Raw genomic sequence first — 24,912 nt, 5'->3', positions numbered from 1 at the left:
TTACTGCATCAGTTTGTGGAAATTATTAACAGAGCGATCGCCAGATGATTTTCTATCTATATGATTGCGCGAACTATAACTGCGTTTTAGCGATTTCTGGCAAGATTAGGGCATCTTGAGGAGATCTATGTTGAACTCGCAATCTCCCTAGCAGCTTCTCGCAGCCGCTCCACATCGCGCATCGGTGGTATACCAAAGAGCCGCTTGTACTCTCGGTTGAAGTGCGAGGAATCGTCATAACCCACACGGTAGGCAGCACTGGTAGCGTCAAGGTTTTGCCCCAGCATCAGACGGCGAGCTTCCTGGAGCCGCAGTTGCTTCTGGAACTGCAAAGGACTCATGGCAGTGACAGACTTGAAGTGATGGTGGAAGCTCGATACACTCATTCCCAGCTCTCGTGCGATGCTTTCAATCCGAAGCGGCTGGTTAAAGTCTTTACGAAGTCGATCGACGGCTATAGCAATTTGGTGGGTAGAGCCACCCAGAACTGCAATATGACAAAGCCGACCACCTTGCTCTCCCATCAGGAGTCGGTAAATGATTTCTCGCTTAATCAGTGGTGCGAGAACATGAGCTTCAGCAGGGGAATCTAGAAGCCTGACGAGCCGCACCGTAGCGTCTAGCAGATTGGTATCCAGTGGACTGATATCGATCGCTTTGACACTAGCCTCGCTTTGAGCTGAGGGATAGCCTGCCTCAACCATGACTGAGCCCACCAGGGTGGGGTCGAGATCCAGACGAAGCCCCAGGTACGGTTTTTCCTGGGTTGCTTCTAGAATTCGGCTGGCAATCGGTAGTTCGACCGTCCCCAATAGATAGTGCATCGGATCGTACTGGTAGCGATCGCTGCCTAGCAGCACTTCTTTGCTGCCCTGAGCAATGACACAAAAGGAAGGAATCGAGACACTATGAACGCATTCCGAAGGAAAGGAGGTGCGATAGAAGTGCAATCCTTTCAGCGGCTCGATCGTCCCATCATGACGAATCGCCTGTGCAATCCGCTGGGTCAGTTCGTCTCTGTTAGCTTGCGCTCTGGAAGCCTCGCGCTTTGCCTGATGGTCGTTCATTAACGACCTATCGGACTTTTCACTCGTTTTGGCAGCGTTCATTTCTAAGTTTGCAGGATTGTACAACGATTTTAGACGATCGTTCTATTGCTTGCCTTTGAGGATTCTTAGAATTAAGCTAAAGCAATGAAAAATAGTTCCGGCGAATTGTAAGCATTCTGGATTTTTATACAAGAGTAAACTCAGTTTTGATTGGGCAAGAGATTCCCCTACTGACAACCAAAAGGGCATCAAGGCGAACCTTGCTTCTTAAAAAATTCATCCCTATTGATAGAGCAGGCGATCGCGTGCTCGATCTCTACAATTGGGGTAGCCAAAGGAATTCAGACGGTCACGAACCTCAGCCTAAAGGCATGAGGCTTGAAGGAGAAATCTAACAAGCCGTTCCCCTAGGGCCGAGCGTCTTAATTGACTCGGTTTTTTGAGTTTCGAGAACAAAGGACGCCCGATCGAAGGGGCACAAGCGCCTGCGGTGGGTGCAGAGCGTTAGAAGAGCCGGCGCGAAAAACAAACACTTGTCCAGGGATTGTTTGAGAATTTTGCAAGGAGCATCATGGACGATAATCAAGAACCGAAAGATTTCAGTTCAAGCGAGAGCGATTCGCAGCTCAGCGCGGACGAAGAAACACTGCTCGACCAACTCGGAATTACCGGCGCTGCTCGCCGCAAATTCTTGGGGCAAAGCATGGCTGCCCTACTCGGCACCTTCGCCTTCCACCTGCTGGCTAAAGAGGAGGCCTTTGCCACCCTCGCCGCGGAGCCCGATGCCGTATTCGCCCAGGCCCCTGCGGTTGAAAACGCCGTTAACGTTCTTTTGAAAATCAACGGCTCGACCCAACGCTTGGAAGTGGATTCGCGCACGGCGCTGCTCGACGCCCTGCGCGAAACACTTGGATTGACCGGCACGAAAAAAGGATGCGATCAAGGACAGTGCGGCGCTTGTACGGTGATCGTTGACGGGCGCCGCGTGCTTTCTTGTCTGACACTTGCCGCTAGCTGCGAGGGGAAAGAGGTGACGACGATCGAAGGTATCGCTGACGGCGACAATCTTCATCCGATGCAGGCGGCGTTCATCAAACACGACGGCTTCCAGTGCGGCTACTGCACTCCGGGGCAGATATGTTCGGCGGTGGCGCTGCTGCAGGAAGCCAAAAACGGCGAGGCGAGTCACGTCACTAACAATTTGCGGACGATCGCCCAGAATGTAGCACTCTCTGATGAAGAAATCAGAGAACGCATGAGCGGCAACATTTGCCGTTGCGGCGCGTATCCGGGAATCGTGGCGGCAGTCAGAGAAGTTCAGTCCGGGCGCGAAACAGCCCAGGCCTGGCATTTTGCGAGCGATGAAGAAATTGCCATTGCATTGAATCAGGGGGGCAAAGCCGATGAAATCGTTTAAATATTCCAGCGCCACCGACGCAGCAAGCGCCGTTCGCACCGTTTCCGCGAATCAAACGGCACAGTTTCTCGCAGGCGGGACAAATCTGATTGATTTGATGAAAGAATACGTCGAGCGTCCCAGCGAAGTTGTTGACATCTCAAGTTTGAATCTGGCGGAAATTCGATCGACCTCGAACGGAATTTCGATCGGCGCCTTAGCCAAAAATACCGACACGGCCAACCATCCGCTCGTCCGGCAAAATTACCCGCTTCTGTCAATGGCGATTTTAGCCGGCGCCTCCGCCCAGCTTCGCAATATGGCGACCAACGGGGGAAATTTAATGCAGCGCACCCGTTGCCAGTATTTTTACGACATCGCTATGCCCTGCAACAAACGCGATCCCGGCAGCGGATGCGGAGCGCTTCAAGGGCTCAATCGCATTCATGCCATTTTGGGCTACAGCGACAAATGCGTGGCGACTTACCCGGGCGATATGGCGAATGCGCTTTATGCGCTGGACGCGGTAGTGAGGATTCGCGGCACGAACGGGCAAGAACGCACAATCCCGATCGAGGATTTTCATCGCTTGCCCGGTAACACGCCCCAAAAAGATAACAATCTTCAGCATGGGGAATTGATCGTTGCGATCGAAATGCCGAAGAATAATTTCGCCAATAAGTCTTATTACCTAAAAGTTCGCGATCGGGCTTCCTATGCTTTTGCACTGCTTTCCGTGGCTGCTGCTTTAGAAACAAGCGGCAACACCATCAAACAGGCACGTGTTGTTTTGGGCAGCGTCGCGCATAAACCTTGGCGTTCGCCCGAAGCGGAAAAGGTTCTGATCGGCAAACCTGCGACGGAAACAACTTTTGAGGCTGCTGCAGAAGCGGCTCTGAAAGATGCGAAACCCCTTGAACATAACGGTTATAAAGTCGAACTCGGAAAACGCGCCATTGTTCTGGCTTTGCAGCAAGCGTTGACGAGCGGTGCGGTCTAATTATATCTATTCCGGTTGGATTGGAATGATTAAACCGCAGAGTACGCAGAGAACGCAGAGGAAGAGAAGAGAGAGATGAATACGGGACGATGAAGGGCGGATTTGATATTAGGGAGGATAAAGGAAATGGCAAGATACATCGGAAAAGAAATGAGCCGCGTGGACGGCGCAGCCAAGGTGACGGGCAAGGCTAAATACGCGGCGGAATTCCAGGTTCCCAATGTCGCTTACGGTTTTATCGTGCTCGGAACCGTAGCAAAGGGCACGATTAAATCGATCGACACGCGCGAGGCTGAAGGCGCAGCAGGCGTAATTCGCGTCTTCACGCACCTGAACGCACCGAAGCTCGGTCCGAAGTCTTCCACGGAGCAGTCCCCGCCCAGCGCCACCGAGGAGGAAGACAAGTCGTTTCGGGCGCTCGGGTCCGACAAAATCTTCTTCAATATGCAGCCCGTGGCACTCGTCGTCGCCGAGACATACGAGCAGGCACGTTATGCGGCACGTCTGGTTAAAGTCTCCTACAACTCACAGCAGCACATGACTGACACTGAGGCGGTGCGCTCGATCGCGCGCGTCCCCACTAAAGGGCCGGCTCCAAAGCCGCGCGGTAATCCCGAAGAGGCGATGCGCGCAGCGCCCGTGAAGGTAGAGGCCGAGTACCGCATCCCGATCGAGCACCACAACCCCATGGAGCCGCACGCGGCGATCGCGGTCTGGCAAGGCGACAAGCTAACGGTCTTCGACAAGACGCAGGAGGTCTATGGCGTGCGCGAACATTTGGCTTCGAGCTTCGGCCTGCCAGAGGAAAACGTGAACGTGGTCTCGCCCTTCGTCGGCGGGGCGTTTGGAGCGTCGCTGCGCCCGAACTATTATCCGGCGCTGACAGCGATGGCAGCCCGCGAACTCAGGCGCCCAGTCAAGGTTGTCTATACGCGCACGCAAATGTTCACCGGCCACGGTTATCGTCCGCACACGATTCAGAAGATCGCGCTCGGTGCGGAGCGATCGGGAAAGCTCTCGGCGATGATTCATGAAGCCGTGCACAACACCTCCACCATCGAGGAGTTCTCAGACGACACCACGGGTTTCACGCGCCAAGTCTATGCGTGCCCGAATCTCTACGCGCCGCTGAAGATTGCCGACACGGACCTCCCCACCCCGACCTGGATGCGCGCACCGGGGGCCGTTAGCGGTATGTTCGCGCTTGAATGCGCGATGGACGAGCTGGCCTACGCGCTGCGGATCGACCCGCTCGAACTTCGGCTGATCAACTATGCCGAAACTGACCCCGAGAGCGGCAAGCCATTTTCGAGTAAGGCGCTGCGGGAGTGCTACCGGCTGGGCGCGGAAAAATTCGGTTGGAAGAATCGCAAGTTCGATCCCCGATCGATGCGTGACGGACGCTTACTCGTCGGTTGGGGCATGGCGACCGGCGTCTGGGGCGCTTTCCAGAGGCCTGCTGCCGCCCTCGTCACGCTGCAGGTGGACGGCACGGCGCAAGTCGCAAGTGCGACCAGCGACATCGGACCTGGCACCTACACCGTGATGACTATGATCGCTGCCGAGTATCTGGGGCTGAAGTTGGAGCAGGTGAAATTTGAACTCGGCGACACGAAGTTGCCTCGAGCGCCGTCGCAGGGGGGCTCTTGGACGACGGCGAGCGTCGGCTCGGCCGTGTGCGGGGCGGCTCTGGCGATCGGCACGAAGTTGCTCGCCCTCGCGAACCAGGAACCGAATTCTCCGCTCCAGGGGGCAGCCCCCTCCGATGTCGAGATGCTTGACGGGATACTGCGACTAAAAAGCGACCCGTCGCGTTTCGCCAACATCTCCGCAGTGATGAAGCGTAATGGTCTCACCGAAATCACGGAAACATTCGAGTCGCGTCCCTCAGAGGAGCGCGAGAAGTATGCGACGCTGGCGCACGGCGCGCAGTTCGTTGAAGTGAAGGTCGATCCGGATGTGGGAACTGTCCACGTTACGCGCGCCGTTGAAGTGACCGCCTGCGGCAAGATTATGAATCCGAAGGCCTCGCACAGTCAGGAAATCGGCGGCGTTGTCTGGGGCATTGGTATGGCGCTGCAAGAGGCGACTGAAATCGACCACCGTTACGGACGGATCATGAATCCGAATTTGCAGCACTATCACGTGCCGGTTAATGCCGATATCTTGGAGATCGAAACGATATTCGTTGAGGAGGACGATAAAGTCGTCAATCCGCTCGGTGTCAAGGGCATGGGCGAACTCGGCATGGTGGGCATCCCGGCGGCGATCGCCAACGCTGTTTTTCATGCCACGGGCAAACGGATCAGGGACCTGCCAATTACGCCGGACAAGCTGCTTTGAGTGAGATCCTTGGATGAATGATATCGATTCCGGTTGCATTGGAATGATTAAACCACAGAGTACGCTCCAGAACGCAGAGTTCGAGAACAGAGAGATGAATACAGGACGATGAAGCGCGGATTTGAGATGATATCGATTCCGGTTGCACCGTCCGTCATTGTTGACTGTTGAGAGTTGACTGTAGAAGGAGGGGTCAAAAAAATGAAAATTGCGCGAATTATTTGTTGGCCTGGGGATTCGACTTTACGCCCGACTTTCGGGGCCCGGATTTGATATCATTCCGGCCTTACTGCCGGAATTGATATTAGATACAAAAATTTTTAGGCTGACCAATGAAAGAACTACACGATATTAAGGCTGCTTTAGAGCAAGTAAAAGACACCACGAAAAAGCTAGCCTTGGCAACTTTAGTTAAAGTGGAAGGTTCAACTTATCGCCGGCCTGGTGCGCGAATGTTGATGAGTGCAGATGGCTTGATAGTAGGTGCAATTAGCGGTGGCTGTTTGGAAAGCGATGTATTTGAGAAAGCACAGCAGGTAATGAATACTGGTAGTCCCTGTGTGGTTAAGTATGACTCCACCTCGGAGGAAGATTTAATTTGGGGATTGGGGCTTGGCTGTCAAGGCATTGCTTATGTTTTGATTGAATCGTTGCCAGTAAACGAGCCGAACCAAATTAGTTTTATCCACAAATGTCTTGATGCTCGGTTTGAGAGCGCTATTGCAACTGTATTTAATATAGAGGGTGAAAGCAAATCTCAAATAGGCGATCGCTTGCTACTAAATTCAGATATCATCAACCACATCAGCGATGAGGAATTAGCAGCAGCGGTTTTAAGGGACACACAAGCAGCACTTCAACACAAAACTTCGGTAGGGAAACAATATCAGTTAATAGGCGGGAAAGTTGAAGTTTTTATTCAAGTCATTCAGCCGCCACTGTCGCTGGTAATTTTGGGTGCTGGGTATGACGTTCTTCCCGTTGTTCGCTTTGGCAAACAGTTAGGATGGCATATTACTGTAGTCGATCACCGCCAACGGGAAGTAAGCCGAAAGCGTTTTCAAGAAGCCGATAGAGTTAAATTTTGTTCTCCTCAAGATGTATTAAAAAAAATTGAGATAGATGAGCGTACTGTTGCTGTAGTTATGACTCATAATTATTTAGACGACCTGGAATTGCTGAGAGTGTTATTGCCTTCTGACTTAAAATACTTAGGTGTACTTGGCCCTAAGAAAAGAACAGCCCGATTATTGCAAGAACTACAACAAGAAGGAGTTATCCCCACTCCACAACAGCAAAAAAATTTATATAGTCCGGTGGGACTCGACATTGGGGCAGATAATTCCGAAGAGATTGCTCTGGCGATTATCGCCGAAATTCAAGCAGTAACAGCAAAGCATCAAGGTGGTTTTTTAAGAAATCGCACTGTACCAATTCATGCTTCAATCAATAGTCAATCATCAAAAAATTAATGACTAATATAGCGGTTCTCAAGAAAGTGAGGTATGCCCAATGCCCAATGCCCAATGCCCAATGCCCAATGCCCAATGCCCAATGCCCAATGCCCAATGCCCAATGCCAGATAGTACCTCATGTTACTGAGAAAGGCTATACGAGTATGCTCTTAATAATCAAAAATTCAAAACTTGGGTATGGTATTTAAAATTGGTCTAATTATTCTCGCTGCTGGATCTGCAACCCGCATGGGAAGACCAAAACAATTACTTTCTTATCAAGGACGCAGCCTGATACTCCATGCGGTTGAAGTTGCCTTAGCTTCTCTTTGTCAACCTATCATAGTAGTCCTGGGAGCTTATGCAGAACAAATTAAACCGGAACTAATGCCAAAGGCTGTGCAAGTTGTAGAGAACTCCCAATGGCAAGAGGGAATGTCTTCTTCTATTCGCGCTGGTATTAGTATGCTACTGAAAACTAACTCTAAACTTGATGCAGTTATCATCTCACTTGCAGATCAGCCGCTAGTTTCTCCCCAGATTTTCAATCAATTGATTCAGTCTTATCAAGAAGCGCAAAAAGTAATTGTTGCCTCAAAGTATAACGAAACTACAGGCGTACCTGCCCTGTTTAGCAATGCCTTATTTCCAGAACTGATGCAGCTTGAAGGAGATAAAGGTGCAAAGGCGTTAATCCAAAAATATATAGATACAGGATTGATTCTGCTAATACCAGAAGCTGCAATTGATATTGATACCCCGGACGATTACAAGCAGTTGCTATTAAATAATTTTAAAGAGTGAAGAGATTATGAAAACTAACGATCGCCAAATTTACCAACAAGTAATTTTGACACACGCCAGAAAACCGCAAAACAAAGGAAAAACTAACCCAGTACACCGTCAACACCGAGGAGAAAACCCCTTTTGCGGTGATGTGGTTGATTTAACGCTGCTATTAGATGAAGCAGAAAGTAAAATTGCAGATATTAAATTTGAAGGTGCAGGTTGTGCTTTGTGCCTTGCTTCTGCTGACTTAATGGCGATCGCTATCAAAGGTAAAACTATTTCACAGGTGCTTTTAATGGTAGAACAGTTCCGCGAGATGGCAGCGGGAAATACTCAGTTTGAGCCTCCGTTGGAGAAACTCAATATCATGCAAGGTGTTTCCCAATATCCGATGCGGGTTAAGTGTGCAACTTTGGCTTGGCATACCCTCAAAGCGGCGCTGAGTTCGGTTGAAACTAGGAATGAACAGGTATAGTCACATCCAGCAGAGGCACCTCCAATGGACTCACGTCGATCGCTTTTACATTGGCACCCCTTTGTGGTGAGGGATCGGCAGCCTCAACCATGACTGAACCGACCAGTGTGGGGTCGAGATCGAGGCGAAGGCTAAGGTACGGTTGCGCTTTGGACCCTTCAAGAATTTGGCTGACAATCGGCAGTTCGATCGTAGCAAGCAGATAAGGCATCGGGTCGTACTGAAGCGCGATCGCGCTGCCCAGAAGGACTTTTTTGCTGCCCTCAGCAATGACACAAAAGGCAGGAATAGAGACACTATGAATGGATTCTGACGGTGAGGAGGAGCGATTGAAGTGCAATCCCTTCAGCGGCTCAATCGTCCCATCATGACGAATCGCCTGTGCAATCCGCTGAGTCAGTTCGTCTCTGTGGGCTTGCGCTCTATCTGCCTCGCGAAGAGCCTGCTGGTCGTTCATTAACGACCTAGCGGACTTTTAAGTCGTTTTGGCAGCGTTAATTTCTAAGTTTGCAGGATTGTACAACAATCTTAGACGATCGTTCTATTGCTTGCCCTTGAGGATTCTTAGAATGAGGCTAAAGCAATGAAAAACGATTCCGGCGAATTGTAAGCGTCTGGATTTCTCTTCAAGAGAAAACTCAAATTTGTTTGGTTAAGCTTTCTCACGATCGCACCAGAAGCATCCTCCAATACACGGCAGGCATCGGTCGCTGTGGGAAAGCTTTGCATGACTAAGCACAAACATGGAGGAACAGAAATGAAACGGCTCACGATAGGTGTCATGACATTTTCCTTATTGGCTTTGGGGTTTGCACAGGCAGGTCATACACAAGTCTCATCTGGCGATCGCCCACAGACCGTAGAAATTACGCGGAACGGTTCGCAGCCTTCCACTGAAGGATCTGCCGAATATTTCACGGGTTCTGTACGCATCAATCCTCTTTTTCCGGTGCACGAACCGTCACGCGCATCTGGCGCAAGTGTCTCCTTCGAGCCAGGTGCCCGAACCGCATGGCACACCCATCCCTTGGGGCAGACCCTGATTGTGACGGCTGGAGTTGGCTGGGTTCAGCAGTGGGGTGGTCAAATTCAGGAGATTAGACCTGGCGATGTCGTCTGGATTCCACCAGGTGTGAAACACTGGCACGGAGCTACAGCCACTACAGCCATGACTCATACTGCCATTCACGAGGCGCTCAACGGTAGCCCTGTGGACTGGATGGAACAGGTCAGCGACGAGCAATATAAAGCAAGATCCTAATGCTTTTGAGAAGGTTCTCCACCAAGGGGAAAAACTGCCACAAGAGCATCGTGATTGGGGTTCTCGCTTTAGCAATGTCCCTGAGTTACTCAGCCTGCCGTGCCGATAACAGGATGCCTAGCAGCGCCCCGTCAGAAATGCCAACTGAACTATCAACCGAGCAGCCAAACAGGATGAAGATAAACATCAAGGTCGGAAACAAAGTCATTACAGCTACGTTGATTGACAGCAAAACCACTCAGGATTTTATTTCCCTGTTGCCATTAACGCTGACGCTGGAAGACCACGCGAACACCGAAAAAATTAGTAATTTGCCAAGACGATTATCTACACAAGATGCCCCTCCAGGCAGTGATCCTGCGGTTGGAGATATTGCTTATTACGCTCCCTGGGGGAATTTGGCCATGTATTACAACGATTTTGGATACTCAAACGGGCTGGTTATTCTCGGAAAAATTGACGGTGACATCGAGACATTGAATGTGCCTGGTTCTGTAGAAGTGACGATCGAGCTGCGATCGCAATAAAGAGGGTACGGAAATGAAACGGCTTGCGACGGCGATCGAACCGAAGCGAACCTGCTAGATAAACCCACACTTATCGAGAACTGAATGAAATACCGCATTCTAATACCAACCCTCTTGATGAGTGCAATCTGTACAGCGGCGGCAAGCGATCGCAGCGGCGGCCCAGCAGCGCTATGCGGAGTTCACGGGCGGCGAAACCCAATACACAAGCGGGACTGTGCATCAACTGAATAAGAACTCCACCGCCATTGAGCGTGAGTTCTATGACTTCTACCCCACTCCCCGGGACGAATACACCCCCAAAGGTTCGTCGCCGAAACTTACAACCCACCCGACACTTACCAGCAACGTCAAATTCCTGAACTTTTACCCGTTCAATGACATCGAGACGATTTCGCCTCGTCCCATGCTGTTCATCGCGGGTGACAATGCACATTCTAGGGAGTTCAGCGAAGATGCCTATCAACGCGCCGCCGAACCAAAGGAACTCTACATCGTTGCGAACGCTGGCCATGTCGATTTGTACGACCGGGTGAACCTTATCCCGTGGGACAAGCTTGCGTCCTTTTTCAATCAGCACCTCAGTCGGTAAGCGAAAAACTGTCGTTTTAATACAGGAGAAAATATGGTATCCAATTTGAATGGAAACTTCACAGATAAGGTGGCTTTTGTCACCGGAGCAGCAAGCGGCATTGGTCGCGAGGCGGCACTGGCGTTTGCCCGTGAAGGCGCTAAGGTCGTAGCTGCTGACATTTCAGAACAGGGCAATCAAGAAACGGTACGCCTGATCGAAGACCAGGGCGGACAGGCGATCGCAGTTAAGTGCGACGTGACGCAAGCCGAGGACGTGAAAGCGGCTCTGGACAAGACCGTTGAGGCTTTCGGGCGGCTGGACTTCGCCTTCAACAACGCGGGCATCGAGCCGAGGAATCCAGCTCCGACCGCAGAGTACGAGGAAGAAGAGTGGAACCGGATCATCGACATCAACCTGCGCGGCGTTTTCCTGTGTATGAAGCACGAGATCCCGCTGATCCTTAAACAGGGTGGTGGCGCGATCGTCAATACCTCATCGGGGGCAGGAATCATCGGCATCAAGGGCAGCCCCGCATACACTGCCGCGAAACATGGCGTAATTGGTCTCACCAAGGCGGCAGCCCTCGACTACGCCGCCCAGAATATCCGCGTCAATGCCGTCTGTCCCGGCTACATCGACACCCCGATGATGGGTCGCTTCACTGGCGGCACGGACGAAGGGCGAGCGCAGGTAATTGCGGAGGAGCCGATTGGACGGATGGGCAAGCCTGATGAGATCGCTGCGGCAGTTGTTTGGCTGTGTTCGGACGCGGCTGCTTTCATGGTTGGACACGCTATGGTCATCGACGGTGGACAAACGGTGCAGTAATCGTCGCCAACCTAATCAAACCTTAACCGCACGACAAAAAAGCACGATCGCCATCGCCACTGCCGTTAACGGCGATGACTCATATCGCCCCGCAGGCGGTAGGCGACATTAGCGACGAACAGTACCATATACCAAACGTAAACAGCTAGGAGCATTGATTCATGTACAACACGAAAGCTTATTCCGCAGCCAGTGCAACGTCACCGCTAGCCTCCGACACGATCGCGCGGCGCAACCCAACCGAACACGATGTGCAGATCGAAATCCTCTTCTGCGGCATCTGTCACTCTGACGTGCATTCAGTGCGGGACGAGTGGAGCGATTTCATGTCCACGACCTACCCGATCGTTCCCGGTCATGAGATCGTCGGACGGGTCACTCAAGTTGGTTCAGCAGTGACGAAGTTCAAGTCCGGCGATCTAGCGGGAGTCGGCTGTATGGTCGATTCGGATGGTCACTGTCCCAATTGCAAGGCTGGCTTTGAGCAGTTTTGCCAAAATGTGAGCTTCACCTACAACTCCCCAGACAAGCACAAGACTGCTCCAGTCACCTATGGTGGCTATTCCGATAGCATTGTTGTTGATGAACGCTTCGTGCTGCGCGTTCCCCCAAACCTCGATTTGGCTGGAGTTGCGCCGCTCCTGTGTGCAGGCATTACCACCTATTCGCCACTCCGTCATTGGGGAGTCACAGAGGGTAAGAAAGTAGGTGTGGTCGGTCTGGGCGGATTGGGGCACATGGGCGTGAAGCTTGCTCATGCAATGGGAGCACACGTCGTTGTCTTTACCACGTCCCCCGACAAGAAAGAAGACGCACTCCGCCTGGGTGCCGATGAAGTTGTTGTTTCCCGCAATGCTGACGAGATGCAAAAGCACGCTGGTAGCTTCGATTTTATCCTCGATACCGTCGCCGCCAAGCACGACATTAATGCTTATCTCAACCTGCTCCGACTCGACGGTAACATCACTCTGGTTGGTGCGCCTGAAAAGCCTCTAGATGTCGCGGCATTTAGTCTGATTATGGGTCGCCGCAGTCTTTCTGGCTCTATGATCGGCGGCATCGCCGAAACTCAAGAGATGCTCGACTTTTGCGGTGAACACAATATCACCGCCGATGTCGAAGTTATCCCGATCCAGAAGGTCAACGACGCATACGAAAGACTGCTCAAGTCCGATGTGAAGTACCGCTTTGTAATTGATATGGCTTCTCTTAAATCTGAATAACTGAGTTGGGACGGTGGAGCCTCGAAGGAGTCGTCATGCAGAAGCGCAAACTTGGTAACAGCAACTATTCGCAGAGGAGGTGAGTGTGGATACCACACGCTTGGAGGCATTTAGCGACGGTGTTTTTGCGATCGCCATCACCCTGCTGGTACTCGAAATCAAAGTGCCGCCACCCGATACGGCGCTCGGGGCAGAACTCCTCCAGCTCTGGCCGTCCTACCTCGCCTACGCAGTGAGCTTCCTGGTGATCGGCGCAATCTGGATCAACCACCACCCCATGTTCAAACACATCGTCCGCGTGGACGGAACGCTGTTGCTGCTTAACGTCCTCCACCTGATGCCGATTGCCTTCCTGCCGTTTCCAACCGCTGTACTTGCAGAAGCGTTCCACCGGGGAATGGACGAGTCGGTTGCCGGTGGTTTCTACGGTGGCATCTTGACCCTGATTGGTATCTTCGTCAACGTCATGTGGCGGTATGCGGCTCACGAGTATCGGCTGATCGATACGCGCCTCACAGCGAAAAAAGTACGGAAGATCAGACGTTTATTCCTTGTCGGACCGATCGTTTATGCGATCGCTACCGTAGTCGCGCTGGTCGTGCCCTGGCTGGCAGTGTTGATCTTCATCCTCCTCAACCTCTTCTATCTCTGGCCTCGCTGGGGTCATAAGACCGCCCTGTCTCGCATCAATGACCCTACGGCGAGCAGAGATCGCAGCGAAAACGACTGACAACGACCAGAGCGATGGACGGCGAACACTATCAATTCCACATTAACGGAGAAAAACAATGCAAACGCGCAAACTTGGAAACAGCAATCTGGAAGTCTCAGCGATCGGGCTCGGCTGCATGGGAATGAGCTTTTCTTATGGTCCGCCCAAAGACAAACAGGAGATGACTGCTCTTCTGGGGGCTGCGGTCGATCGCGGTATTACATTCTTTGACACTGCCGAAGTCTACGGCCCTTACTTGAACGAAGAACTGGTGGGTGAAGCCCTCGCTCCCTTCCGCGATCGAGTGGTCATTGCCACCAAATTTGGGTTTGACATCAGTCCCAATTCCGATCCTCGCGGCATGAAAGGTTCACCCGGGCTCAATAGCCGACCGGAGCATATCAAGGAAGCCGTGGAGGGATCGCTCAAGCGGCTCAAAGTTGAGGCGATCGACCTACTGTATCAGCACCGGGTTGACCCAAACGTGCCGATCGAAGACGTGGCCGGAGCAGTCAAGGAACTGATTCAGGAAGGTAAAGTGAAGCATTTCGGGCTTTCTGAAGCGGGAGTGCAAACGATTCGCCGCGCCCATGCCGTTGTGCCAGTCACGGCTCTTCAGAGCGAATACTCGCGCTCGGTGGAGAAAGCCTGAAGCGGAAGTGATACCGACCCTTGAGGAACTTGGCATCGGACTTGTCCCGTACAGCCCGTTGGGGAAAGGCTTCCTCACGGGCAAGATCGACGAAAACACGACCTTTGACAGCTCCGACTTCCGCAGCACTCTGCCTCGCTTCACACCGGATGCACTCAAGGCGAATCAAGCCCTGATCGATCTGCTTGGCAGTATTGCAGAACAGAAGCAGGCGACCCCGGCTCAGATCGCGATCGCTTGGCTGTTAGCTCAAAAGCCGTGGATTGTTCCGATTCCAGGCACCACGAAGCTGCATCGCTTGGATGAAAATATTGGAGCTATCTCCATTGAACTCACATCTGACGATTTGCATGACATTGATAACGCTGCTTCCAAGATCGCAGTGCAAGGCGATCGATATCCCGAAAAGCTAGAGCAAATGACGGGCCGCTGAGTCTAGTTTTAGTCTTTGGGTCTGGCATAACTGCTCCTTAAACCAGACCCAACTCATGATGACTTGCTATAACTGTCTTTGCTCGAGTATGTCTCATAAACAACAAAACCAAAAATCAGAATAGCTAAGACAATGCTGATCCGCCCTGTACCAAAGCCTACTCCACCACTATCCTGAGATTTACCGATCCAATCTGCGAATGAAGCGCCCAATGGTCTAGTCAGGATATATGCGAGCCAAAAAGCCCCGACCTCATTAAGTCCTGAGCGCCAGTATGCGAACGCTGGTAAAGCAAATAACAAGGCAAACAGTAAACCTGATGTGAAGTTCCCCAAACCCCAAGTTGATGCTGTCATATCACCTGCAGCTGTGCCAAGCGCAAATGTAGCCATAACGGTTGCCCAGTAAAATAACTCGCGCCGAAGTGTGTAAATATGATTAATAGATAAAGTCTTTTCGCTCATATACCAAACTGCAAAAATAATACTCAGTACGACGGAAAATCCTACAGTCGATAGGAGATACGAAACCCCTAATACAACATGGATAGCATCAGCAGCCATTGTTCCGAATATAGCGACCATAATAATAGCTAACCAATAGACCCAGGGAATATATTTCCGTACTGAAAACTGTATTAGTAAAGCAATCACTAATCCAATTCCCCCCAGAGCGACCGCAAAAATTGGGTTCATGTGATGGGCTAGGTAATCTGAAGTTGTTTCGCCCATTCCCGTAGTCAGCAACTTGATAATCCAGAAAAAAATGGTAACTTCTGGCAGCTTTTTTATCTGGCGATGCGGTGCAGATTGTTCTGTATAGTTTGTTTTGGGATTCATATCTGGGTGGATTTTAGTTGAAGCTTTACTCAATATATCAATATATAATTGATAGATTAATTTTACGTTTTAATTTTCGACTGGTCCAGCTTTTGAGACGTGAAAATATGATTCCCATATTGACGCGAACGTGCCGATCGAAGACGTGACAGGAGCAGTGAAGGGACTGATTGAGGAAGGTAAGGTTAAGCACTTTGGACTCTCTGAAGCCGGAGTGCAAACGATCCGTCGCGCACACGCAGTTGTGCCGGTGACTGCACTCCAGAGCGAATACTCGCGCTCGGTGGAGAAAGCCGGAAGCGGAAGTGATACCAACCCTGGAGGAACTCGGAATCGGCTTTGTCGCGTACAGCCCGCTGGGTAAGGGCTTTCTCACTGGCAAAATCGACGAAAACGCGACCTTCGACAGTTCCGATTTCCGCAGCACCCTGCCTCGCTTCACACCGGAGGCTCTCAAAGCGAATCAAGCCTTGATTGATTTGCTTGGTAGGATCGGACAACAGAAGCAGGCGACACCTGCTCAGATCGCGATCGCCTGGCTGCTGGCCCAGAAGCCGTGGATTGTTCCAATCCCAGCCACCACGAAGCTGCATCGCTTGGACGAAAACATCGGGGCAGTCTCCGTCGAACTCGCGCCTGCGGATCTGCGTGACATCGATGATGCCGCCGCCAAAATCACAGTACAAGGGGCGAGATACCCCGAAAAGTTAGAGCTTTTGACGGGTCGCTGAGCGGCGAAGAAGAGAAAAAGTGATATTTTGGTAGTTAAAACGGAATTTCTTCCTCTTCATCTTCCCCAGTCTTAGCCGTCATCCGCCAACTGGTAATATACTCAATTTGCACATCAATTTTGTTAATAGCTTCCCCTAACCGCTTTTGGATGTATTGAGTCAGCGTCACCATAAAATCTAACTCAACTCCCACAGATAGCGCAAGTTTTGCCAATTTAGCAAAATCTACCTTCAAAATCGAGGAACTGGATAACTTAAAATGGGGAGTATTTTCCTGATTTTGCACCAACATTGCTTTTTTAATGCGCTCTTTCAGATGCTCAACTTCAGAATCCAGCAACTTCCATTCGGGCAAAATTTCTTTGTACCTTTCCCCCAATGCAGTTAAATCCTCACTCTCCGGTTCTGGCGCAACTTTCTTAGTAGATTTTCGCCGCTGCTGTACATTAGAATTCAACCGCCAACTAGCAATATCCTCCACTTCCAAAGATGGATGATCGAGGAGTTTGCCTAACTGTTTTTTAATTTCTTTCGTCAGTGTCACCGGAAAATTTAACTCAATTCCCTCAGTTTGCGTCAGTCTTGCCAGGGTGAGAAAATCTACTTTCATAGCTGTCGAACTGGAAAGCTCAAAATAAGAACTGTCTTTGAGCTTTTGGGCCAGCATCCCTGCTTTAATGCGTTCTTTAACTTCAGCGATTTCTGAGTCTAGTGGCTTCCACCTAGATTCTATTTCCTGATATTTTTCGCCCAATGCTGTCAAGTTTTCCGTTGCGGGTTCGGGGTAACATTGGGCAAGGATATCTACCAGGCGGCGATGCACTCCAGCTAAATAAACCGCGTCCATCTTGGCATATTCTAGCTGCTTCTCGGTCAGGGGGCGCTTTGCCCAATCGCCGCTTTGTTCTGTTTTATCTACATAAGCAATGTCGCAAAGTGTTTGTATTAAAGTTTTGAGTTGTCGATTAGGTAATGGCAGAATGTAAGTGGGAATCTTTCTGGCCATTTTTAATGTGCAAGTGACATTTTGAGCGTCGTCATTGCCCAGAAATCTGATGTCATAACTGGCGTTGTGCAAAACTTTTTCAATATCTGGATTGACCATGATTTGGTTGATAAAATCTTTGGCCAATTCAGGTTTATCCAAGACATCTAATATAAAAGTGCCATCTCCACTCGAATCTGTGGAGTCAGCTAACACCTGAATCAGAGATAATCTGGGGTTGGATTTATAGTCTGCTATTTCTGTGTCAACCCACAGGATTTTAGATCGGGCAAATTTAGTGATGAGTGCTTTGATGTCGTTTTCTGCTGTTAAATAAGGCATTTTTACAGACTTTTGCTATTAACTTTTTGATTCTCTTATGCTATGGCAATTATGAGATTGATTGTCAACGATCGCATTAAGGACACGGCAATGCCGTGTCCCTAGAGATATTTTTTCATAATTAGTATTAAATGTTGACCAGTCTTGGAGGCAGAAAGCGGAAATAGACGATCGCATTTTTACCCTTCAGCAGTAAGGTACGCAGGGCGTACCTTACAAACTATTAACCTATGACTATTCTGCCACTTCCTCAGATTCCGATTCTTCGGCCGATTCTTCACCAGCAGGCGGCACTAAAGCCACAGCTACGATCGAATCATCCTCATCCAACCGCTGCACCCGCACGCCCGTTGCAGTTCGCGATTGCGTGGAAATTGCACTCACAGCCTGACGGATAATAATACCTCGGTTGGTAATGATCATCAACTCGTCATCTTCGTTGACAATTCGCAGCGCAGCTACGTAATCTTTAGCCTTTTTAGACTTGAACTTAGTAGCCGTCAATCCTTTGCCAGCCCGTCTTTGTAGGCGGAATTGAGAAACTGGAACCCGCTTGCCATAGCCGTTGGTGGTGATTACCAACACTGAAGGAACGTCGCTGCTACTTTTGGTAATTCCTTCGGCTTCTTCGCCTTCAATTTCCTCGGATTGCAGTTCTAATTCTTCATCTTCCAATTCCGCATCTTCAGTTTCTAGGTCAGTAATTTCTGCTACTTCAAATTCCGAATCTTCAGTTTCTAACTGAGCAATATTAGCTCCCTCGAATTCCGAATCTTCAGTTTCCAATTCAGCAATCTCGGCAACAATTGAACTGGGCAATATGTCCATGCTGATCAACTCATCGCCCGATCGCAATTTCATTGATTTTACACCCCGCGTCGCGCGGCCGACAGGGCGCAACTGTTCGTGATTGGTGCGGAAATGAATTGCCATGCCTTGGCGCGTACCGATGATGATGCTGTCACCAACTTTTGCTCTCCGCACCCAGCGCAGTTGGTCGCCTTCTTCTAGAGAAATGGCGATTAATCCATTAGTGCGGATGTTGCCAAAAGCTGAAAGTGCGGTTTTTTTGATGTAGCCGCCGCGAGTCAACATTACCAAGTATTCTTCGCTGGTAAATTCTGTGACTGACACCATAGAAGTGATTTTTTCTTCTATAGGAATCGGCAGCAGTTGCACCACGGGAGTGCCGCGGGCAGTGCGGGAACAGATGGGAATTTGATAAGCTTTGACAGAGTAAACTACGCCCCTGTCGCTGAAGAACAAAACGCTGTCATGATCGCAGCAGGAAAGGAAATGTTCTACTCCGTCGTCTTCTTTCATTTTCGCGCCTGCTTTGCCGCGAGTAGCGCGACTTTGGGCCTCGAAAGTGCTGACAGGCATCCGCTTGATGTAGCCTTGCTCTGTGATCAGAATAATTGCTTGTTCGTTGGCAATTAAATCTCTTTCATCGATTTCTCCTTCGGCGTGTTCGATGACACTGCGCCTAGGAGTGGCGATTTTGGTTTGGATTTCGACTGCTTCAAATTCGGCGATTTCTAAGATGCGTTCCCGGCGCGCTAAGATATCTTCCAAATCTTCGATTTTAGCTCGCAGTTCTTCGTGTTCTTGCTGAATTTTTTGTGCTTCTAATGCTGTCAAGCGCCTGAGCTGCATTTGCAGAATTGCGTCTGATTGCTGTTCTGAAAGACCGTAATTATCCATCAATTCTTGTTTCGCTGCTGCGGAGTCGGCAGCGGCGCGAATTAGGTGAATAATTGCATCTAAGTTGTCTAGGGCAATTAATAAGCCTTGCAGAAGGTGGTCGCGTTCTTCTGCTTTGCGAAGCTCATATTGAGTCCGGCGAGTAATTGTCTCAATGCGGAAATCTAGGAAGACATTGAGGAATTGGGAGAGCGTAAGTAGTTGGGGTTCCCCATTTACTAGCGCTAACATATTGGCTCCAAAGTTGGCTTGGAGGGGTGTTTGTTTGTAGAGGTTGTTGAGGACGACGCGGGGATAGGCGTCGCGCTTGAGTTCGATCACGATCCGCATTCCGTCTCTATCGCTTTCGTCGCGAATGTCGGAAATTCCATCTAATCTTTTGTCGTTGACAAGTTCGGCAATTTTCTCAATTAGCGCTGCCTTGTTTGTTTGGTAAGGCAATTCGGTGATAATAATTGCTTCTTTGTCGGGGCGACCGGGATGTTCGATGGTTTCAATGCCAGCGACTCCGCGCATTGTAATCGAACCGCGACCTGTGGTGTAAGCATCGCGAATGCCGGATCTCCCCAGAATTTGTCCTCCGGTGGGAAAGTCCGGGCCGGGGATGTACTGCATCAATTCCAGGTCGGTAATTGCTGGATTGTGGATTAGTGCTACTAAACCGTCAATTATTTCGCCTAAATTGTGCGGCGGAATGTTGGTTGCCATCCCTACAGCAATCCCGGAGGAACCGTTGAGCAAAATTTGGGGGATGCGTGCCGGGAGTACGAGGGGTTCTTGCTGGGAACCGTCGAAGTTGTCGCCGAAATCAACTGTTTCGGAGTCGATGTCGCGCAGCATGGAGTCGCTAGTCAAAGCTGTGAGGCGACATTCGGTGTACCGCATGGCAGCGGGCGGGTCGTTGTCAACGGAGCCGAAGTTGCCGTGACCGTTGATCAGGCGTTCCCGCATGGAGAAATCCTGAGCCATCCGCACCAGGGCGTCGTAAACCGCTGTATCTCCGTGCGGGTGATACTTGCCCAGCACCTCCCCCACGACGCGGGCGCATTTGCGGAAAGGTCGATCGGGAGTCAAGCCCAATTCGTTCATGGCGTAGAGAATGCGTCGGTGAACGGGCTTGAGACCGTCCCTGGCATCTGGTAGCGCCCGACCGACAATTACGCTCATGGCGTATTCCAAGTACGATCGGGACATCTCATTACCCAGATCCGTCGGGATTATCCGCGACTCAGAGGTGCTCATAGGTTGAAAAACTCCGTTAAAAATTTAAATTTGACGGCTATAAATCTCAAAAATGCGATAAAATCGGTTTGGATTCAGTAGAGCTGCCAAATATTGCAAATTACTCCTGAAATTATATCACAATTTGCCTTTGACTTTATGGGAAAGTTGCCAGAAAAATTAAGGGACGAAACAAGGACAATTGATACTTTGTCAGTTGGTGATTTGGTCAGCGGTTGGCAAAAGCTAGAAAGGTTTTTTTAGGCGGTCGGGTTTCATGCTTTGGTGAGTTTTTTTGAGGGCTATATAAAAAATTAAAATGGTGGCCCGATCGCAATTTTAATTTCACAAAACCGAAGGCCTTCTTAAAGAAAACTAAAAATCTAAAATCTAAAATCTAAAATCTAAAATCAGCCGATGCTACCCGTCATCTACTCCGAAGATTTCTTGCTGCACAAGACTGGAATGCTTCACCCAGAGCGACCAGAACGTTTAACGGCGATCGTCAACGCTCTGAAAGCTGCTCCTTGGGCGGCTCAAATTGAGTGGCAATTGCCCACCCCAGTGGCGCAGCGCGAAAAAGCACTGTTCTCGGCTATCAAAAAAGTTCACTCGCAAAGATACATCAAAGAAGTCGAACATTTGGCTCATCGGGGAGGCGGCTACCTCGACGGTGATACGCCGATTTCTGCAGAAAGTTACGACGTAGCGCTGCTAGCGGCGAGTGCTTGGCTCGATGGGGTCGATCGAGTGGTGGCTGCGGGGGAACCGGCTTTTGTGCTGGCCAGGCCGCCGGGACACCACGCCGAAAACGCCCGCGCGATGGGTTTTTGCTTGTTTTCCAATGCTGCGATCGCTGCTCGCTACGCCTTGGAACAGCCGGGAATCAACCGCGTCGCCGTCCTCGACTGGGACGTGCACCACGGCAACGGCACTCAATCTTTGGTGGAACACTGCCGCCAAATTGCCTACTGTTCCCTGCACCAATCTCCGTGCTATCCGGGAACGGGAGATGCCGAGGAGCGCGGTTCCTACGACAACGTGCTGAACATTCCCCTCTATCCGGGCGGCGGCATAGCTGAATACCTGAGCGCCTTTGAATCTCTTGTCGTGCCTTTTTTGTCCAAATTTGAACCGGATTTGTTGATTGTCAGCGCTGGTTATGACGCTACTGCGTCCGATCCGCTGGCGAGCATGACTCTGATGCCGTCAGATTTCGGTACTTTCACCGGATACTGCCTGCAACTCACCCGCCGCATCGCCTTTGGATTGGAGGGGGGTTACGCGCTAAAAGATTTGGCCGAGTCGGTTGTGGCGACTATTGACCGATGCCTCAATTAGCTGGAAAATTGGCATAGGGAAAAATAAGGTTGAGAAGCGGTGAGGACGGGATGGAGAGCTTTTGAGGGCGATCCTCCTTGATGGTCTTTTTCCCTCGGACTTCTGACTCCTTCCTCCTGACTTCAGTGACAACCATCACAAATTGAATAGATCCAAGTCACTGGGCATCAAAGTCTTGGTCACAGATTTTTAACCAAAAAATCACACTGTGCCAATGTTTTCGATCGCCTTTGAAGTCACTTCCAGAGTGCATAATACAAATACAACAAGCCTGTTAAAATTTTATCTGTCTCAATCAACTAGGAGGTTTATCATGTCAGTATCCCAAATGACACTCGAAGAGTTATTTGGTCAGGTCATGTTCTCCAGCGTCGTGACTCGCCACGACCGGAGACAGCTCAGATCTGCACTCTTAGAAAGAACACTGAATGAAGATGAGTATGCCATCATCAACCGACTGCTGTACAACGTGCGTCGCGGTTGGGTAAAAATTGTCGATTAAAGACATGGCAACGGCTCCCTGTAGGGGAGTTAAGACAATTGGTAATGACTGATAAATATCGGGGTTGAGAGCACGGAAATACTGTTACATTTTCTTCTGTGGAACTCATTACAAGTATAACTTGCCACTTAGGGAAGTTTTTTGTGTTTCATACTTGGTTCGAGACTGTGATGTATTTGACCAGAGTGTTAATTATCATCAAAATCTCGCTACATATCAGCCTATAGGTAGAGATAATTATAAAATGACAGGTATCGGGTGCATCTCTACTTGTTGAAAACTTGTGAGTTTTGAGTTGTTAACTGAAAAGTTATATTTAACTCAAAACTCATAATTTTTTGGCGTTGAGAGGGGAGATTCGAGAGTGGGAAAAGTGATGAATATCAGGGTTAAAAACCGCTATAAAGTTAATATTTCTTAAACTAATATTAAGAATCAAAACTACAAGCAGTTTCCGGTTGAGGAGGAGTGTGCGATCGTTACAAGCACAGCGAGTCGCATTGGTCGATCGACCATTCCGGCAATTTGAGCCCGGAAGTGTCAAAATATTAACAACCAGTTCATCCCCAAAATATATGGCTCCCGCCGTTTTAATTGAAAATCTTCAGAAACGCTACGGCACTGTAGAAGCCGTTAAAGATGTTTCCTTCAAGGTAGAACCGGGGGAAATATTTGGTTTGCTAGGCCCCAACGGTGCAGGCAAAACCACAACCCTGCGGGTACTTTGTACTTTGAGCGCGCCCGATAGCGGACGCATTGAAGTGTCTGGCATTTCTGCTGTCAGTCAGCCGAGAATGGCCAGACAAAAACTCGGCTACGTCGCCCAAGAAGTTGCTCTCGATAAGGTGCTGACGGGGCGGGAACTCCTGCAACTGCAAGCAGCGCTTTACCATTTGCCGCGCCCTAGGATTAAAGGGCGGATTGACGAAATGGTGAAACTCCTCGGTTTGGAGGAGTGGGAAAATAAAAAGACGGGCACTTATTCCGGCGGTATCCGCAAACGCCTCGACTTAGCTGCTGGGTTGCTGCACCAGCCCGATGTTTTGGTGTTAGACGAACCGACTGTGGGGCTCGATATTGAAAGTCGGGTGGTGGTGTGGGATTTCCTGCGCCGGTTGCGGGAGGAAGGTACGACGGTGTTGATTACCAGCCATTATCTCGAAGAAGTGGATGCTTTGGCCGATCGCGTGGCGATTATTGACAAGGGTACGGTGATTGCTGAGGGCACGCCAGAAGAGTTGAAAAATCGGGTTGGGGGCGATCGGGTGACTTTGCGGATTCGCGAGTTTTCGCCGATCGAAGAAGCCGAAAAAGCTAAAAATCTGATGCAATCGCTGCCTTTTGTGCAGGAAGTAATTGTCAACGCGGCTCAAGGAAATTCTCTCAATTTAGTAGTAACACCGCAAAGCGATGCGCTGGTGACTATTCAGCAAGCTTTGAAAAATGCGGGACTTCCTACTTTTGGGATTGCTCAATCTCGGCCGAGTTTGGATGATGTGTATTTGGCTGCGACTGGTAAGACGCTGTTGGATGCCGAGTTGGCTGCTGCTAGCAACCGCGATTTGAAGGCGGAGCAAAAACAGGCGATGCGATCGTAATTTGAAGGAAGAGGGAAGTTCGGCAGCGGATGTAACGGATATAAGGAAGAGGGAAGAAGGAAGAGAAAACCTTCTTCCTTCTGCTATATAATCTTAAGAGGAGAGTGCTGGGGGGGGTGACAAAGAGGTCTACGAGATAGACTGTATAAGGGTTGCGGTCCGCATACCTTGTTGATTAAAGCGGCGTTTAGAAGGAGTTAACTGGCGTTTACTGTTCTACCTCGTCAGAATATTGCTCTAGATAATTGACCCACTTTTCTACATCTAAACCAACACCAAATGTACTCCGTCTTCGGTATATTTTTTTAGGTTCTTTGCGGCGAGAGATATATTTTTCTACCTGCTTTTTCCTCATTTCAGTGCCTTGAAATATTCTCGAACTGTAGGCGAGGGTCATGAGCAAAATCATGTTAATAAGTCTGTTTCCTTTTAAGCTAGTTCCTTCAAAATCGTAGCCGACTCTTTTACGGTCTCGGAACATTTTTTCAATATTCATCCGCTGCTTATAAGCATTGATGGCTGCTGGTAACTCGCTGTAAATCTGTGAGAATAAACCATGCTTCATCCACATTCCATCTCCCGTAGTTCCTTTTCCACTTACAAGCAATATCAAATCAGGTTAGAGGTTCGTGTTTTGCTCACTCTTTCTCCGTGACAATATAAACAGGTTCCTGGTACTATTCATAATTCATCTAATCGTTGCCAAACTAAATGTTCCATTTCGTCGATACAAGGATTTTTTTTCCGTCTAAAAAAAAGATATACCCTTTTCCCTCAGCCAGTTTCCCAAATCGACATAACAAAATTCACGGTCTCCTAAAACGATGACTTTATATTGTGCAAATAATGGTAAAACGTAACTGCTCACCGCAACTGCATTGCGGTATCGCCAATGATGTCAGCGATAGGTATGCACTCCAGATAGGTGGTATT

General features: G+C 49.8%; 26 protein-coding genes. 18 read left to right on the top strand and 8 right to left on the bottom strand.

Annotation, left to right across the window (positions count from 1 at the left end):
- Positions 1-125: 125 nt before the first annotated feature.
- Entirely contained in the window at positions 126-1,109 is a 984-nt protein-coding gene (locus QUA33_RS11165; protein ID WP_333148652.1) for an AraC family transcriptional regulator, read from the bottom strand.
- A 511-nt stretch (positions 1,110-1,620) separates the two neighbouring features.
- Here QUA33_RS11165 and QUA33_RS11160 point away from each other — a divergent pair.
- From QUA33_RS11160 to sufU, 6 genes are all read left to right on the top strand, one after another.
- The gene (locus QUA33_RS11160) at positions 1,621-2,466 is read left to right on the top strand and encodes a 2Fe-2S iron-sulfur cluster-binding protein (RefSeq protein ID WP_333148651.1); all 846 of its coding nucleotides are present in this window, start codon (positions 1,621-1,623) and stop codon (positions 2,464-2,466) included.
- The gene (locus QUA33_RS11155) at positions 2,453-3,445 is read left to right on the top strand and encodes a xanthine dehydrogenase family protein subunit M (protein WP_333148650.1); all 993 of its coding nucleotides are present in this window, start codon (positions 2,453-2,455) and stop codon (positions 3,443-3,445) included. The genes QUA33_RS11160 and QUA33_RS11155 overlap by 14 nt, the downstream gene beginning before the upstream one ends.
- 126 nt (positions 3,446-3,571) lie before the next feature.
- The gene (locus QUA33_RS11150) at positions 3,572-5,788 is read left to right on the top strand and encodes a xanthine dehydrogenase family protein molybdopterin-binding subunit (RefSeq protein WP_333148649.1); all 2,217 of its coding nucleotides are present in this window, start codon (positions 3,572-3,574) and stop codon (positions 5,786-5,788) included.
- Between the two features lie 332 nt (positions 5,789-6,120).
- Positions 6,121-7,260 (top strand): XdhC family protein, encoded by a 1,140-nt coding sequence (locus tag QUA33_RS11145; protein ID WP_333148648.1) that lies wholly within the window; start codon positions 6,121-6,123, stop codon positions 7,258-7,260.
- Positions 7,261-7,440: 180 nt separating this feature from the next.
- A complete protein-coding gene (locus QUA33_RS11140) occupies positions 7,441-8,046 on the top strand; it encodes a nucleotidyltransferase family protein (protein ID WP_333148647.1) in 606 nt (201 codons plus the stop codon).
- Positions 8,047-8,053: 7 nt separating this feature from the next.
- Positions 8,054-8,506, top strand: coding sequence for a Fe-S cluster assembly sulfur transfer protein SufU (gene sufU / locus QUA33_RS11135; RefSeq protein ID WP_333148646.1), 453 nt, complete (start codon positions 8,054-8,056; stop codon positions 8,504-8,506).
- Here sufU and QUA33_RS11130 read toward each other — a convergent pair.
- Positions 8,487-8,963 carry an AraC family transcriptional regulator gene (locus tag QUA33_RS11130; RefSeq protein WP_333148645.1) on the bottom strand — a complete coding sequence of 159 codons (477 nt, stop codon included), beginning with the start codon at positions 8,961-8,963 and terminating at the stop codon, positions 8,487-8,489. The two genes, sufU and QUA33_RS11130, sit on opposite strands and share 20 nt — an antisense overlap.
- 107 nt (positions 8,964-9,070) lie before the next feature.
- Positions 9,071-9,289 carry a hypothetical protein gene (locus QUA33_RS11125; RefSeq protein WP_333148644.1) on the bottom strand — a complete coding sequence of 73 codons (219 nt, stop codon included), beginning with the start codon at positions 9,287-9,289 and terminating at the stop codon, positions 9,071-9,073.
- Here QUA33_RS11125 and QUA33_RS28215 point away from each other — a divergent pair.
- On the top strand, positions 9,234-9,767 hold the full coding sequence (locus tag QUA33_RS28215; RefSeq protein WP_445251070.1) for a (R)-mandelonitrile lyase: 534 nt from the start codon (positions 9,234-9,236) through the stop codon (positions 9,765-9,767). The genes QUA33_RS11125 and QUA33_RS28215 overlap by 56 nt on opposite strands.
- A 113-nt stretch (positions 9,768-9,880) precedes the next feature.
- Positions 9,881-10,294, top strand: coding sequence for a cyclophilin-like fold protein (locus QUA33_RS11115; protein ID WP_333148643.1), 414 nt, complete (start codon positions 9,881-9,883; stop codon positions 10,292-10,294).
- A gap of 70 nt (positions 10,295-10,364) precedes the next feature.
- On the opposite strand, the gene QUA33_RS11110 is transcribed toward QUA33_RS11115, so the two are convergent.
- A complete protein-coding gene (locus QUA33_RS11110) occupies positions 10,365-10,874 on the bottom strand; it encodes a hypothetical protein (protein ID WP_333148642.1) in 510 nt (169 codons plus the stop codon).
- 45 nt (positions 10,875-10,919) lie between these two features.
- Between QUA33_RS11110 and QUA33_RS11105 the strand changes: the two genes are divergently transcribed.
- From QUA33_RS11105 to QUA33_RS11085, 5 genes are all read left to right on the top strand, one after another.
- The gene (locus tag QUA33_RS11105; protein WP_333071947.1) at positions 10,920-11,696 is read left to right on the top strand and encodes an SDR family oxidoreductase; all 777 of its coding nucleotides are present in this window, start codon (positions 10,920-10,922) and stop codon (positions 11,694-11,696) included.
- 161 nt (positions 11,697-11,857) lie between these two features.
- Entirely contained in the window at positions 11,858-12,919 is a 1,062-nt protein-coding gene (locus tag QUA33_RS11100) for an NAD(P)-dependent alcohol dehydrogenase (protein ID WP_333148641.1), read from the top strand.
- Between the two features lie 85 nt (positions 12,920-13,004).
- Positions 13,005-13,649 (top strand): TMEM175 family protein, encoded by a 645-nt coding sequence (locus tag QUA33_RS11095; protein WP_333148640.1) that lies wholly within the window; start codon positions 13,005-13,007, stop codon positions 13,647-13,649.
- A 163-nt stretch (positions 13,650-13,812) separates the two neighbouring features.
- On the top strand, positions 13,813-14,283 hold the full coding sequence (locus QUA33_RS11090; protein ID WP_333148639.1) for an aldo/keto reductase: 471 nt from the start codon (positions 13,813-13,815) through the stop codon (positions 14,281-14,283).
- Positions 14,284-14,290: 7 nt separating this feature from the next.
- Entirely contained in the window at positions 14,291-14,716 is a 426-nt protein-coding gene (locus QUA33_RS11085) for an aldo/keto reductase (protein ID WP_333148638.1), read from the top strand.
- Between the two features lie 53 nt (positions 14,717-14,769).
- Here the strand turns inward: QUA33_RS11085 and QUA33_RS11080 are convergent, their stop codons facing one another.
- Entirely contained in the window at positions 14,770-15,555 is a 786-nt protein-coding gene (locus QUA33_RS11080; protein WP_333148637.1) for a hypothetical protein, read from the bottom strand.
- Positions 15,556-15,685: 130 nt separating this feature from the next.
- On the opposite strand from QUA33_RS11080, the gene QUA33_RS11075 reads away from it, so the two are divergent.
- On the top strand, positions 15,686-15,919 hold the full coding sequence (locus QUA33_RS11075) for an aldo/keto reductase (protein ID WP_333148636.1): 234 nt from the start codon (positions 15,686-15,688) through the stop codon (positions 15,917-15,919).
- Positions 15,861-16,286: an aldo/keto reductase gene (locus tag QUA33_RS11070; protein ID WP_333148635.1), complete on the top strand. Its 426-nt coding sequence runs from the start codon at positions 15,861-15,863 to the stop codon at positions 16,284-16,286. The genes QUA33_RS11075 and QUA33_RS11070 overlap by 59 nt, the downstream gene beginning before the upstream one ends.
- A 34-nt stretch (positions 16,287-16,320) precedes the next feature.
- Here QUA33_RS11070 and QUA33_RS11065 read toward each other — a convergent pair whose 3' ends face one another.
- Positions 16,321-17,613 carry a ribonuclease D gene (locus tag QUA33_RS11065; RefSeq protein WP_333148634.1) on the bottom strand — a complete coding sequence of 431 codons (1,293 nt, stop codon included), beginning with the start codon at positions 17,611-17,613 and terminating at the stop codon, positions 16,321-16,323.
- Positions 17,614-17,847: 234 nt separating this feature from the next.
- The gene (gyrA, locus tag QUA33_RS11060; protein ID WP_333148633.1) at positions 17,848-20,559 is read right to left on the bottom strand and encodes a DNA gyrase subunit A; all 2,712 of its coding nucleotides are present in this window, start codon (positions 20,557-20,559) and stop codon (positions 17,848-17,850) included.
- A gap of 396 nt (positions 20,560-20,955) precedes the next feature.
- On the opposite strand from gyrA, the gene QUA33_RS11055 reads away from it, so the two are divergent.
- The 3 genes from QUA33_RS11055 (at position 20,956) to QUA33_RS11045 (ending at position 23,979) form a co-directional block, all read left to right on the top strand.
- Positions 20,956-21,879: a histone deacetylase gene (locus tag QUA33_RS11055; RefSeq protein WP_333148632.1), complete on the top strand. Its 924-nt coding sequence runs from the start codon at positions 20,956-20,958 to the stop codon at positions 21,877-21,879.
- 313 nt (positions 21,880-22,192) lie between these two features.
- Positions 22,193-22,381: a hypothetical protein gene (locus QUA33_RS11050; protein ID WP_015175516.1), complete on the top strand. Its 189-nt coding sequence runs from the start codon at positions 22,193-22,195 to the stop codon at positions 22,379-22,381.
- Between the two features lie 575 nt (positions 22,382-22,956).
- Complete coding sequence (locus tag QUA33_RS11045) at positions 22,957-23,979, top strand: ATP-binding cassette domain-containing protein (RefSeq protein ID WP_333148681.1); 1,023 nt, start codon at positions 22,957-22,959, stop codon at positions 23,977-23,979.
- A gap of 208 nt (positions 23,980-24,187) precedes the next feature.
- Here the strand turns inward: QUA33_RS11045 and QUA33_RS11040 are convergent, their stop codons facing one another.
- Positions 24,188-24,544, bottom strand: a complete 357-nt coding sequence (locus QUA33_RS11040) for a hypothetical protein (protein WP_333148631.1) — start codon at positions 24,542-24,544, stop codon at positions 24,188-24,190.
- Positions 24,545-24,912 lie beyond the last annotated feature (368 nt).

Source organism: Microcoleus sp. Pol14D4, from assembly GCF_036701245.1.
Lineage (GTDB): Bacteria > Cyanobacteriota > Cyanobacteriia > Cyanobacteriales > Microcoleaceae > Microcoleus.
The sequence above is the reverse complement of the archived record's forward strand: the minus strand, read 5'-3'. Positions and strand labels throughout refer to the sequence as shown.